The 13,256-nt window shown below is 63.1% G+C and carries 11 protein-coding genes; 9 read left to right on the top strand and 2 right to left on the bottom strand.

All coding sequences use genetic code 11. From position 1 onward, the window contains the following. Positions 1-70: 70 nt before the first annotated feature. Positions 71-1,723, top strand: a complete 1,653-nt coding sequence (nagE, locus tag NOM55_RS15075) for an N-acetylglucosamine-specific PTS transporter subunit IIBC (RefSeq protein ID WP_255909423.1) — start codon at positions 71-73, stop codon at positions 1,721-1,723. Positions 1,724-1,802: 79 nt separating this feature from the next. Here the strand turns inward: nagE and NOM55_RS15070 are convergent, their stop codons facing one another. Beyond that, positions 1,803-2,321: an RDD family protein gene (locus NOM55_RS15070; protein WP_120812389.1), complete on the bottom strand. Its 519-nt coding sequence runs from the start codon at positions 2,319-2,321 to the stop codon at positions 1,803-1,805. Between the two features lie 234 nt (positions 2,322-2,555). Between NOM55_RS15070 and ilvB the strand changes: the two genes are divergently transcribed. The 5 genes from ilvB to NOM55_RS15045 all read left to right on the top strand — a co-directional run bounded on the left by ilvB (position 2,556) and on the right by NOM55_RS15045 (position 8,916). Further along, complete coding sequence (ilvB, locus tag NOM55_RS15065) at positions 2,556-4,322, top strand: biosynthetic-type acetolactate synthase large subunit (RefSeq protein ID WP_047968081.1); 1,767 nt, start codon at positions 2,556-2,558, stop codon at positions 4,320-4,322. A gap of 9 nt (positions 4,323-4,331) precedes the next feature. Then, positions 4,332-4,823 (top strand): acetolactate synthase small subunit, encoded by a 492-nt coding sequence (gene ilvN / locus NOM55_RS15060; RefSeq protein WP_047968082.1) that lies wholly within the window; start codon positions 4,332-4,334, stop codon positions 4,821-4,823. Positions 4,824-4,874: 51 nt separating this feature from the next. Then, entirely contained in the window at positions 4,875-5,891 is a 1,017-nt protein-coding gene (gene ilvC, locus NOM55_RS15055; protein WP_047968083.1) for a ketol-acid reductoisomerase, read from the top strand. Between the two features lie 269 nt (positions 5,892-6,160). After that, complete coding sequence (gene pssA, locus NOM55_RS15050) at positions 6,161-6,925, top strand: CDP-diacylglycerol--serine O-phosphatidyltransferase (RefSeq protein WP_047968084.1); 765 nt, start codon at positions 6,161-6,163, stop codon at positions 6,923-6,925. A 200-nt stretch (positions 6,926-7,125) separates the two neighbouring features. Beyond that, positions 7,126-8,916, top strand: coding sequence for a 2-isopropylmalate synthase (locus NOM55_RS15045; protein WP_255909421.1), 1,791 nt, complete (start codon positions 7,126-7,128; stop codon positions 8,914-8,916). 209 nt (positions 8,917-9,125) lie between these two features. Here NOM55_RS15045 and NOM55_RS15040 read toward each other — a convergent pair whose 3' ends face one another. After that, positions 9,126-9,617 (bottom strand): hypothetical protein, encoded by a 492-nt coding sequence (locus NOM55_RS15040; RefSeq protein ID WP_255909419.1) that lies wholly within the window; start codon positions 9,615-9,617, stop codon positions 9,126-9,128. Between the two features lie 79 nt (positions 9,618-9,696). Between NOM55_RS15040 and bioD the strand changes: the two genes are divergently transcribed. From bioD to ctaD, 3 genes are all read left to right on the top strand, one after another. Then, entirely contained in the window at positions 9,697-10,338 is a 642-nt protein-coding gene (bioD, locus tag NOM55_RS15035) for a dethiobiotin synthase (protein WP_255909415.1), read from the top strand. Between the two features lie 146 nt (positions 10,339-10,484). Continuing rightward, a complete protein-coding gene (coxB, locus tag NOM55_RS15030) occupies positions 10,485-11,600 on the top strand; it encodes a cytochrome c oxidase subunit II (RefSeq protein WP_255909413.1) in 1,116 nt (371 codons plus the stop codon). A gap of 12 nt (positions 11,601-11,612) precedes the next feature. After that, a complete protein-coding gene (gene ctaD / locus NOM55_RS15025) occupies positions 11,613-13,256 on the top strand; it encodes a cytochrome c oxidase subunit I (RefSeq protein WP_120812400.1) in 1,644 nt (547 codons plus the stop codon).

Genomic DNA, 13,256 nt, shown 5'->3' with positions numbered 1-13,256 from the left:
CGCAGAACACGACACAGCGTGGCGGGCCTCGCCGCCACGACTGATCCATAACGAGGCAGAGGAGAACACAGTGAATACTACGAGCAAATTTGCCGGTATCCAGCAGCTGGGTCGCGCGCTGATGCTGCCGATCGCGGTGCTGCCGGTGGCCGGCCTGCTGTTGCGGCTGGGCCAGCCCGACCTGTTGAACATCGCGGTGATGGCGCAGGCCGGCGACGCCATCTTCGGCAACCTGGCGCTGCTGTTCGCCATCGGCGTGGCGGTCGGTTTCGCCCGCGACAACAACGGCACCGCGGGCCTCGCCGGTGCCATCGGCTACCTGGTGCTGACCGCGGTGCTGAAGGTGATCGACGCCAAGATCAATATGGGCGTGCTGGCCGGCATCTGTGCCGGTATCAGCGCCGGTCTCTTGTACAACCGCTACAAGGACATCGCGCTGCCGTCCTATCTCGCCTTCTTCGGCGGCAAGCGCTTCGTGCCGATCGCCACCGGCTTTGCGATGCTGCTGGCCGGCGTGGTGCTGGGCCAGGTGTGGCCGCCGGTGCAGCACGGCATCGACAGCGTCGGCCACTGGCTGATCAACGCCGGAGAGATCGGGCTGTTCATCTACGGCGTGCTCAACCGCCTGCTGATCGTCACCGGCCTGCACCACATCCTCAATTCGCTGGTGTGGTTCGTGTTCGGTAGCTTCCCCGACCCGGCGATTGCCGGCAAGGTGGCCACCGGCGACCTCAACCGCTTCTTCGCCGGTGATCCGGGCGCCGGGCAATTCATGGCCGGTTTCTTCCCGGTGATGATGTTCGGCCTGCCGGCGGCGTGCCTGGCGATGTACCGCGCCGCGCTGCCGGAAAACAAGCAGGCGGTCGGTGGCATCCTGCTGTCGATGGCGCTGACCGCGGCACTGACCGGTGTCACCGAGCCGGTGGAGTTCGCCTTCATGTTCCTGGCGCCGCTGCTGTACGCCATCCACGCGGTGCTGACCGGGCTGTCGATGGCGCTGATGCACGCGCTGGACATCCGCCTCGGCTTCACCTTCTCCGCCGGCCTGTTCGACTACGCGCTGTCGGCGGGCAAGGGGCAGAACCCGCTGCTGATGCTGCCGGTGGGCGTGGCCTACTTCGCCGTCTACTACGGCGTGTTCAGCTTCTTCATCCGCAAGTACAACCTGCTGACGCTGGGTCGCGAGCCGGCCAGCAGTGCTCCGCTGGCGGCCAACGTTGGCCGCAAGGGCAGCGCGCGCGCCGCGGGCTTCATCGCGGCGCTGGGTGGCGCTGGCAACCTGAAGTCGGTGGATGCCTGCACCACGCGCCTGCGCCTGCAGGTGGGTCGCAACGAGCTGATGGACGAGGCGGCGCTGAAGGCGCTGGGTTCGCGCGGGCTGATCAAGCCGGCCGCCGGCAGCGTGCAGGTGGTGCTGGGGCCGGAGGCGGAAATCGTCGCCGACGAGATCCGCAGCGCGCTGGCGAGCGGCGCGGTAACGGCGGACGACAGCGATATCGACCGTGCGCAGTGGCTGGCGGCGCTGGGTGGCGCGGCCAACGTCAAGGCGGTGGCACTGGTGGCCGGCAGTCGGCTGCGGGTGGAGCTGGCCGACGCCAGCCGCGTCGACAGTGCGCAGCTGAGCGCGCTGGGCGCCGCCGGGGTGATGCCGCTGCCAGGCAACCTGCTGCACCTGGTGCTGGGTGCGGACGCGCCGCGCTACGCGGCCGCGCTGCAGGTATAGCCGCCCGCCGCCGGCGTGCGCCGGACAAGGAAAAAGCCGCCAGACCGTACGGTCTGGCGGCTTTTTTGCGCTTATCGGCTCAGCGTTTGCGCGCCAGCGGCGGCAGCAGACGCAGGCGGGTGCCGGCGAGGCGGTCGTGCAGGAACTGCTTGTCGTTGTCGATCAGCGCCCACAGCACCGGCAGGGCATCCCACAGCAAGGCCACCGCCAGCGCATGCTGCCGTGATTCGAACAGCGGCTGCCACGCGGTGTAGGCCAGTGCCGGCACGCCCAGGTACAGCACCAGCGCCACCACGAAGCGCATCGCCGCGTGCGGCCAGCGCAGCGCGCCGCCATCCGCCAGCGTCAGCTGCAGCCGCCACGGCTTCATCGCCAGCGTCTGGCCGCCGCGGGTCCAGCAATAGCCGAAGTAGCCGAACATCACCAGCGCCAGGAACAGCTGCATCAGCACGCTCATCCAGCGCGCGTTGCCGCTCCACACCACCAGCGGGGTGAACAGCGCGGCCGCGACCAGCAGCACGGCACCCAGCAGCAAAGCTTCGTAGCACAGGCTGGCCAGTCGGCGCAGCAATCCGGGGTGGGTGAAATGTTGATTCATGCCGTGAAAATAATAATGAGGAAGTGAAAGGGCGGCGGCGGTAAAACCGCCGCAAGCAACCAGACATGGTATCAAAGCCGTCCCGTGCCGCCTACCCTGCAAAAGTGGCTGTTTTTGAATGTTTTTGGCGCTTTTTTGCACCTGCACAAAAGCGCTTGACCGCTATTTCAAACTTAAGCTAAGTTCATTCACTACGGGACATAAAACAACTACTCAGCAATCAAAGAGGCAAAGATGCAGATATCGGGCGCGGAAATCCTGGTGCGCAGCTTGCAGGCAGAAGGAGTCGAATTCGTTTTCGGCTACCCCGGCGGCGCGGTACTTGAGATATATGATGCAATTTTCAGGCAGCAAGAGTTCAAGCATGTGCTGGTGCGCCACGAGCAGGCCGCGGTGCACGCCGCGGATGCCTACTCGCGCTCCTGTGACAAGGTCGGCGTGGCGCTGGTCACCTCCGGCCCGGGTGCCACCAATGCGGTGACCGGCATTGCCACCGCCTACATGGACTCGGTGCCGATGGTGGTGATCTCCGGCCAGGTGTCGACGCCGGCCATCGGCCTCGACGCGTTCCAGGAAGTGGACATGGTCGGTATCACCCGTCCGTGCGTGAAGCACAACTTCCTGGTCAAGGACATCAACGAGCTGGCCACCACCATCAAGAAGGCGTTCTACATTGCCGCCACCGGTCGCCCCGGTCCGGTGGTGGTGGACATCCCGAAAGACGTGACCCAGCAGCTGGCCGAATTCCATTATCCGGAAAGCGTGAGCATCCGCTCCTACGTGCCGGTCACCCGTGGCCATCCCGGCCAGATCAAGAAGGCCGCCAGCCTGCTGGCCGAAGCCAAGCGCCCGTACATCTACATCGGTGGCGGCGCCGTGCAGGGCAATGCCTCGGCCGAAGTGACCGAGCTGGTGCGCATGCTGGGCCTGCCGTGTACCAACACGCTGATGGGCCTGGGCGCCTATCCCGGCGACGACCGCCAGTGTCTCGGCATGCTCGGCATGCACGGCACCTACGAAGCCAATATGGCGATGCAGTACTGTGACGTGCTGATCGCCGTCGGCGCCCGTTTCGACGACCGCGTGATCAGCGTGCCGTCGCACTTCCTGGCTCAGCCGAAGAAAATCGTGCACATCGACATCGACCCGTCCTCCATCGCCAAGCGCGTGAAGGTGGACGTGCCCATCGTCGGCGACGTGAAGCACGTGCTGCGCGACCTGATCGACCTGATGAAGCAGAACGGGCAGCGCCCGGATGCGGCCAACCTCGCCGGCTGGTGGAAGCAGATCGAGCAATGGCGCAGCTACAACAGCCTGCTGTACACCCCGTCGACCGAGTTTATCAAGCCGCAGTCGGTGGTGCAGAAGCTGTACGAGATTACCGGCGGCGACGCCATCATCACCTCCGACGTCGGTCAGCACCAGATGTGGGCGGCGCAGTACTACCCGTTCAAGCGCCCGAAACAATGGCTGAACTCCGGCGGTTTGGGTACCATGGGTTTTGGCCTGCCGGCCGCCATCGGCGCGCAGCTGGCCAACCCGAATGCACAGGTGGCCTGCATTACCGGCGAAGGCTCGATCCAGATGAACATCCAGGAGCTGTCCACCGCCAAGCAGTACCACACGCCGGTGAAGGTGATTGCGCTGAACAACCGCTACCTGGGCATGGTGCGTCAGTGGCAGGAGTTCTTCTACGGCACGCGTTACGCCGAGTCCTATATGGATGCGCTACCGGATTTCGTCGGCATCGCCGAGGCCTACGGCCACGTCGGCATGAAGATCGAGAACCCGGCCGATGTCGAGGGTGCCTTGCGTGAAGCATTCAGCCCGGCATTGAAAGAGCGTCTGGTGTTCATGGACTTCCGTACCGACCAGTCCGAAAACGTGTTCCCGATGATCCAGAACGGCAAGGGTCTGGACCAGATGGATCTGCCGCCGCATATGCGCGAGCTGCAGATTGCTCCTTTCGAGAACAACCGTGACTACGGCAACATGTGCTAAGGCAGTGGCATGAGACATATACTTTCGATTTTGCTGGAAAACGAAGCGGGCGCGCTGTCGCGAGTAGTGGGACTTTTCTCCGCACGCGCTTACAATATCGATTCATTGACGGTGTCGACTACCGAAGACCCGACACTGTCACGGATGACCATCGTCACCCACGGGTCCGACGAAGTCATCGAACAGATCACCAAGCAGCTCAACAAGCTGATCGAGGTGGTCAAGGTGATTGACCTCAACGAGTCCGACCATATCGAACGCGAGATGATGTTGATCAAGGTCCGTGCCACCGGCAAGGATCGGGAAGAAATGAAGCGGATGGCTGACATCTTCCGTGGTCGCATCATCGACGTGACGGAAAAGACCTACACCATCGAGCTCACCGGTACGAGCGAAAAGCTGGGCGCCTTTATCGAGGCGATCGACCGTTCAGTGATCCTGGAAACGGTGCGTACCGGTGCATCCGGAATTGGTCGCGGCGAACGTATTTTGAAGATCTGAATCACCGGGGCGGCCATCAGCTGCCCTAGAACAAACTAGGGACATAAGACAATGAAAGTTTTCTACGACAAAGACGCTGATCTTTCCATCATCAAGGACCAGAAAGTTGCCATCATCGGTTACGGCTCCCAGGGTCATGCGCACGCGCAGAACCTGAAGGATTCCGGCGTGGATGTGGTGGTGGGCCTGCGCAAGGACGGCGCATCGTGGAAAAAGGCCGAAGCGGCCGGTCACAAAGTGAAAGAAGTCGCCGATGCCGTGAAGAAGGCGGATCTGGTGATGATCCTGCTGCCGGACGAATCGCAGCCTGACGTGTACCACAGCGAAATCGCCCCGAACATCAAGAAGGGCGCCACCCTGGCCTTCGCGCACGGCTTCAACGTGCACTACAACCAGATCGTGCCACGCGAAGACCTCGACGTGATCATGGTGGCCCCGAAAGGCCCGGGTCACACCGTGCGTTCCGAGTACGTGAAGGGCGGCGGCGTGCCGACCCTGATCGCCGTGTACCAGGACAAGTCCGGCAAGGCCCGTGACGTGGCCCTGTCCTACGCTGCGGCCAACGGCGGCACCAAGGGCGGCGTGATCGAAACCAACTTCCGCGAAGAAACCGAAACCGACCTGTTCGGCGAACAGGCGGTACTGTGCGGCGGCGCGGTAGAACTGGTGAAAGCCGGTTTCGAAACCCTGACCGAAGCCGGTTATGCGCCGGAAATGGCCTACTTCGAGTGCCTGCACGAGCTGAAGCTGATCGTTGACCTGATGTACGAAGGCGGCATCGCCAACATGAACTACTCCATCTCCAATAACGCGGAGTATGGCGAGTACGTGACCGGCCCGGAAGTGGTGACCTCCGCCACCAAGGAAGCGATGAAAAAAGCGCTGTACCGCATCCAGTCCGGTGAATACGCCAAGATGTTCATCTTGGAAGGCAAGACCAACTATCCGAGCATGACTGCCCGTCGTCGTCTGACTGCCGATCATCCGATCGAAAAAGTCGGTGCCGAACTGCGCGCGATGATGCCTTGGATCGCCAAGAACAAGCTGGTTGACCAGTCCAAGAACTAAGCCTGCCGCCTCGCGGTCAGTGTCAAGCCGGGCAGCTGCCCGGCTTTTTCTTTGCCTGCGTCCCGCGCGGTGGTGGCGGCCGGCGCCGCCCGTGCGGCGCGTCAGCGGCCTGGTGTCCGCCGTGACGGCGCCGCCGCGCCGCATGACGCTTGGTAAGCGTGGCATCGCGCATTAGAATGCAGCCTTGTCTTGCCGCCGGCGCGCAACGTTGGCCGCAAGTCCCGTTTCCTTCCGGCGCGCCTTGCCGCTGTCCGATGTCGAGAGTCTGCATGCATATTGACCCGAAGCCTATCAAGCCGTCCCTGCGTCGCCAGGGCATTTACCTGCTGCCCAACTCCTTTACCCTCGCCGCGCTGTTCGCCGGTTTCTACGCCATTGTGCAGGCGATGAACCAGAACTTCGAGCACGCGGCGGTGGCGATCTTCATCGCCATGATCCTCGACGGCATGGACGGCCGCGTGGCGCGGCTGACGCACAGCCAGAGCGCGTTCGGCGCCGAGTTCGACAGCCTGTCGGACATGGTCAGCTTCGGTGTGGCGCCGGCGCTGATCGCCTACGAGTGGATGCTGAAGGACCTCGGCAAGCTGGGCTGGATGATCGCCTTCATTCACTGCGCCGGTGCCGCGCTGCGCCTGGCGCGCTTCAACACCATGATCGGCTCCACCGACAAGCGCTGGTTCATCGGCCTGCCCAGTCCGGCGGCGGCGGCGCTGGTGGCCGGCCTGGTGTGGATCTGCCACGCCTACGGCTACAACGACCTGCCGGGCTTGCAGTGGGTGGCGCTGGGCTTTACCGCCTTTTCCGGCATCACCATGGTCACCAATGTGAAATTCTGGAGCTTCAAGGAGATTCACCTGCGCCGTCGCGTGCCGTTCGTGATGCTGCTGGCGCTGGTGGTGGTGCTGATGCTGCTGATGTCGGAGCCGCCGCTGGTGCTGTTCGGCTTCTTCGTCTGCTACGCGCTGTCCGGCTACGTGATGGCGCTACTGGGGCTGGGCAAGAAGACAGCGCCGCTGCTGCCGCCGCAAGCGTAAGACAAGCGCGGCGCCGCTACGCGGCAGGCTGGACACGGGCGACTGCGGTCGCCTTTGTTTTGTCCGTAAATTCTACATATTGTCCGATATTTACGCTTTGACAGCAGGTTTTGCCGTGCTGCAACAAAATTATTCGACAAAATTTGACAGCTTGTCGGGCGAAACGTAAGGTTGAGCCATAACAAACAAGGAGCAGTGGCATGCAATTGGACATCGAACGTCTGATCGAGGATTTTGGAGGCCCAGGCGCGCTCGCGGAAGCGTTGAATGCGGCCTTCCCCGATGAGCCGGTGTCGCGTGCCGCCATCTACAAGTGGCGCGAGCGCGGCACCCTGCCGCTGGCGCAGCTGAACAAGCTGGCGCGGCTCGCCGCCGACCAAGGGAAACGGTTCGATTTCAACGACTATCTGACCGGGGCACTGGCCTCGGGACAAGGGAGCACACCTGACATGGGCGATCGTCTTTACATTTTTGATACCACCTTGCGTGATGGCGAACAGTCGCCGGGCGCGTCGATGACCAAGGAAGAAAAAATCCGTATCGCCCGTCAGCTGGAGCGCCTCGGTGTCGATGTGATCGAGGCCGGCTTTGCCGCCGCCAGCCCCGGCGATGCCGATGCCATCCACGCCATTGCCGAAGTGATCAAGGAGTCGACCGTCTGTTCGCTGGCGCGGGCCAACGAGCGCGACATCCGTGCCGCCGGCGAGGCGATCAAGCCGGCCGCGCGTGGCCGCATCCACACCTTCATCGCCACCAGCCCGATCCACATGGAGAAGAAGCTGCGCATGACCCCGGACGAGGTGGTTGACGCTGCGGTGAAGGCGGTGAAACTGGCGCGCGAATACACCGATGACGTCGAGTTCTCCGCCGAGGACGCGCTGCGCTCCGACATCGATTTCCTCGCCCGCATCTTCGGCGAAGTGATCAAGGCCGGTGCCACCACGCTCAACGTACCGGACACCGTCGGCTACGCGGTGCCGAAGCTCACCGAGACCTTCTTCCGCGAGCTGATCGCCAAGACCCCGGGCGGGGACAAGGTGGTGTGGTCCGCCCACTGCCACAACGACCTCGGCATGGCCGTCGCCAACAGCCTCGGCGCGGTACTGGGCGGTGCGCGGCAGGTGGAATGCACCATCAACGGCCTCGGCGAGCGCGCCGGCAACGCCGCGATGGAAGAAATCGTGATGGCGGTGCGCACCCGCAAGGACGTGTTCAACGTGGAAACCCGCGTTGACGCTACCCAGATCGTGCCGGCGTCGAAGCTGGTGTCCACCATCACCGGCTATCCGGTGCAGCCGAACAAGGCCATCGTCGGTGCCAACGCCTTCGCCCACGAGTCCGGCATCCACCAGGACGGCGTGCTCAAGCACCGCGAAACCTACGAGATCATGTCCGCCGAATCGGTGGGCTGGACCGCCAACCGCCTGACGCTGGGCAAACTGTCCGGCCGCAACGCGTTTCGCACCAAGCTCACCGCGCTGGGCATCGTGCTGGACAGCGAAGAGGCACTGAACGCCGCCTTCGCCCGTTTCAAGGAACTGGCCGACAAGAAACGCGAGATCTTCGACGAAGACCTGCACGCACTGGTGTCCGACCAGCTGGTCACCGCCGAGCAGGAAGACTACAAGTTCGTGTCGCTGAAAGTGGCGACCGAGACCGGCGAGGCACCGCAGGCGCAGATCGTGTTCGTCGAGCACGGCAACGAGCAGCGTGCCGAATCCACCGGCTCCGGCCCGGTCGATGCCGCATTCAAGGCGATCGAGAGCGTGGTGAAAAGTGATGCAGTACTGGAGCTGTACTCGGTCAACGCCATCACCAAGGGTACCGAATCGCAGGGCGAAGTGACCGTGCGCCTGGCCAAGGACGGCCGCATCGTCAACGGCCAGGGGGCAGATACCGATGTGATTGTGGCCAGCGCCAAGGCGTATCTGGCGGCACTGAACAAGCTGCACAGCAAGACCGAGCGGGTGTACGCCCAGGGCCCGGTCTAAACCGAGCGCGCAACCGCGGCAGCAAAACGTCCGACCCGGAAAGGTTGGCCGCCGCGGTAAAGATCAAAGGCCCACAAGGCCGCACCCTTCCGCCTTTGCCAGCACCACGGCAGACGCAGACAGCCGACCCACGAGGTCGGCATTGTCGCGTTTGCCCAGAAAAAATGCCGCGTGGTTGCGGCATTTTTCATATCCAGTGGATTGTCTGTTTAGTTGACCGAAACCAAGCCGGTGCGTTGTTGTGGTGTCAGGTCATTGAGCAGCGCCACATTCAGTTTGAGCTCGTTAGCCGATACCGTGGTCGCTTGCATGGATGCACTGATATTGTCTGGTTTAAGAGTCCACATTGCTCCAGTGACAGGGTCGACAACCAGCCATCCGATCAGGCCACCAATCAGCAAATTACCTGCGATATACCAGCCGCTTGGCGAGGCGGTCAGGTTGATGATCTGCTTTTGATAGCCAGGCTTACTGATTTCGACAACGTATTCCCGCTTCTTGAAGTAACCGGCTCCTTTTTGCAGCGATACGCTGGCAGGTGTCAAACCGGAATGCACGTTCATCCCTGTGGTATCACGAATTTCCAATTTTGCTTCAGACGGAGAACTGCTGATTGCAACGGTATGGGTACTGCCATCCATAATGGATGCACAGCCGGAAAACAGTAGTGCAACCAGGGTCGGAGCAATGAAATTTTTCATGTGATTCTCTTTGATTTTAATTAATCGTTAAAAATGCAAAAGTGATTTTATGACAAATAAAGATGAAAATCCCAAGATAATGGCACAAGGCTATTTCATTACCGGCACCGACACCGAGATCGGCAAGACCCACAGCGCGGTGAAACTGATCCAGCACTGGCAGGCGCAGGGCAGTCGCGTGCTGGCGATGAAGCCGGTGGCCTCCGGCTGCGACATCCTGCCGGACGGCAGCTGGCACAACGACGACGTGGCGCGGCTGGTGGCGGCCACCGGACAGCGCGATCTGGCGCTGATGAACCCGTACCGCTTCCTGCCGCCGGTGTCGCCGCACATCGCCGCGCGCGAGGCCGGCGTGACCATCGATCCGGCATTGATCGTCGCCCACTACCAAAGGTTGGCCGCAGACGCCGACGTGGTGCTGGTGGAGGGCGCCGGCGGCTGGCTGGCGCCGCTGTCGGACACGCTGGACATGCAGGGCCTGGCGCAGGCGCTGGGGCTACCGGTGATCCTGGTGGTGGGCATGAAGCTGGGCTGTATCAACCACGCGCTGCTGACGGCGCAGGCGATCCGCGCCAGCGGCTGCACCCTAGCCGGCTGGATCGCCAACCGCGTGGTGCCGGCGCAGCTGGCCTTTGAGGACAATCTGGCGACGCTCGTACGCGCGCTGGGCGAGCCGCTGCTGAGCCTGCCTTACGAGGCGCCGGCCGCGCCCGCCGCCTGAGTGCCGGCGCCGGTTTGCGGCGCTGCACCATGATAAATACTTGTTTTATCGGCTGATCTTCCTATTCTCGATAAAGCGCTGCGGCACAGATCGCGGCCAGCGACCGGGTTTCCGGCCAACACGAGACTTTACTTGGGGAAGACGCCATGGCCTGTCGTCGCGTCCTGTTACTGCTCACCGGCTGGTCGCCTGCCGTGCTGGCGGCCAACGTCAACCTGCCGCCGCCGGTTACCGGCATCGCGCAGGATATCTACGATCTGCACATGCTGCTGCTGTACATCACCGGCGGCATCTTCGTGCTGGTATTCGGCGTGATGTTCTGGGCCATCCTGCGCCACCGCAAATCCGCCGGCCATCAGGCGAAACACTTCCACGAAAACACCACCGTCGAGATCATCTGGACGCTGATTCCGCTGCTGATCCTGGTGGCGATGGCGTGGCCGGCGACGCGGCTGATCCTGCAGCAGAAGAGCAGCGCCGGCGCCGAGCTGACCATCAAGGTCACCGGCTACCAGTGGAAATGGCACTACGACTACCTGGACGACGGCGTCGCCTTCATGAGCCATCTGGCCACGCCGCAAAGCGCCATTCACCAGGTGGCCGCTCGCGGCGAGCACTACCTGCTGGAGGTCGACCAGCCGCTGGTGGTGCCGACCGGCACCAAGGTGCGGCTGCTGCTGACCGCGAACGACGTGATCCACGCCTGGTGGGTGCCGCAACTGGGGGTGAAGCAGGACGCGATCCCCGGCTTCGTGCGCGATGTCTGGTTCAAGGTCGATCGCCCCGGCACCTACCGCGGCCAGTGCGCCGAGCTGTGCGGCAAGGATCACGGCTTCATGCCGATCGTGGTGGAGGCCAAGGCGCAGGCCGATTACGCGCGCTGGCTGGCGGCACGCAAGCAGGCGGCTGCGGCCAACCTTGAAGACCCGAATAAGGTCTGGCCACTGGCCGAGCTGATGGCGCGCGGCGAGAAGGTGTACACGCAGAACTGCGTCGCCTGCCACCAGGCCAACGGCAAGGGCATCCCCGGCGCCTTCCCGGCGCTGGACGGCTCGGCGATGGCGACCAAGGACAAGCCCGGCCACATCGACATCGTGCTTAACGGCAGCAAGAAGAATGCCGCGATGGCGGCCTGGGGCAAGCAGCTGTCGGATACCGATATTGCGGCGGTGATCACCTACGAGCGCAACGCGTGGGGCAATCACACCGGCGACGTGGTGCAGCCGAAGGACATCAAGGCTGCCCGCGGCGGCAAAGCGTAAGGGGGAGAGGGCATGACTGCGATCGACAGTGCATTGCAGCCGGCGCACGACACCGCGCACGGCCACCACGCCAAGCCAAGCGGCATCACCCGCTGGCTGTTCGCTACCAACCACAAGGACATTGGCTCGCTGTACCTGTGGTTCGCGTTCAGCATGTTCATCTTCGGCGGCGTGCTGGCGCTGTGCATCCGCGCCGAGTTGTTCCGCCCAGGGTTGCAGTTCTGGCAGCCGGAGCTGTTCAACCAGTTCACCACCCTGCACGGGCTGATCATGGTGTTCGGCGCCATCATGCCGGCGTTCACCGGGCTGGCCAACTGGATGCTGCCGCTGATGATCGGCGCGCCGGACATGGCGTTTGCGCGGATGAACAACTGGAGCTTCTGGCTGCTGCCGCCGGCGGCGCTGCTGCTGCTGATCTCGTTCGCGGTGCCCGGCGGGGCGGCGGCGGCGGGCTGGACGCTGTACGCGCCGCTGTCGACGCAGATGGGCATGGGCATGGACCTGACCATCTTCGCCATCCACATCATGGGTGTCAGCTCGATCATGGGCTCGATCAACATCATCGTCACCATCCTCAACCTGCGCGCGCCGGGGATGACGATGATGAAGATGCCGATGTTCGCCTGGGCCAGCCTGATTACCGCCTACCTGATCATCGCGGTGATGCCGGTGCTGGCCGGGGTGGTGACCATGGTGCTGACCGATCGCCATTTCGGCACCCACTTCTTCAATGCCGCCGGCGGTGGCGACCCGGTGCTGTACCAGCACATCTTCTGGTTCTTCGGCCACCCCGAGGTCTACATCATGGCGCTGCCGGCCTTCGGTATCGTCAGCCACATCATCCCCACCTTCAGCCGCAAGCCGCTGTTCGGCTACACCTCGATGGTGTACGCCACCAGCTCCATCGCCATCCTCAGCTTCATGGTGTGGGCGCACCACATGTTCACCACCGGCATGCCGGCCACCGCGCAGCTGTTCTTCATGTACGCGACGATGCTGATCGCGGTGCCGACCGGGGTGAAGGTGTTCAACTGGATCGGCACCATGTGGCAGGGCAGCATGAGCTTCGAGACGCCGATGCTGTTTGCCATCGGCTTCATCTGCCTGTTTACCGTCGGCGGCCTGTCCGGAGTGACGCTGAGCATCGCCGCCATCGACATCCAGCTGCAGGACACCTACTACGTGGTGGCGCACTTCCACTACGTGCTGGTGGCCGGCGCGCTGTTCAGCCTGTTCGCCGCGGTGTACTACTGGTTCCCGAAGATGACCGGGCGCATGTACTCGGAGTTCTGGGGCAAGTTCCACTTCTGGTGGTCGCTGCTGTGGTTCAACGTGACGTTTTTCCCGATGCACTTCCTCGGCCTCGCCGGCATGCCGCGCCGCATTCCCGACTACAACATGCAGTTCACCGATTTCAACACCATGGCCAGCGTCGGCGCCTTCTGTTTCGGGCTGGGGCAGCTGATCTTCTTCGCCAACATGCTGCACAGCCTGCGCCACGGCCGGCCGGCCGCGGCCAAGCCGTGGGAGGGCGCCGACACCCTGGAGTGGCAGATTGCCACCCCGGCGCCGTATCACAGCTTTGTCGAGGCACCGGATCTGGAAGTCGGCGAAAACGGCCGCATCGATGCCATGCACGGCGGAAAGCACCACTGA

Origin of the sequence: Vogesella sp. AC12 (assembly GCF_024437575.1) — a bacterium.
GTDB classification, from domain to species: domain Bacteria; phylum Pseudomonadota; class Gammaproteobacteria; order Burkholderiales; family Chromobacteriaceae; genus Vogesella; species Vogesella indigofera.
This window is presented reverse-complemented; position numbering and strand designations above follow the sequence as displayed.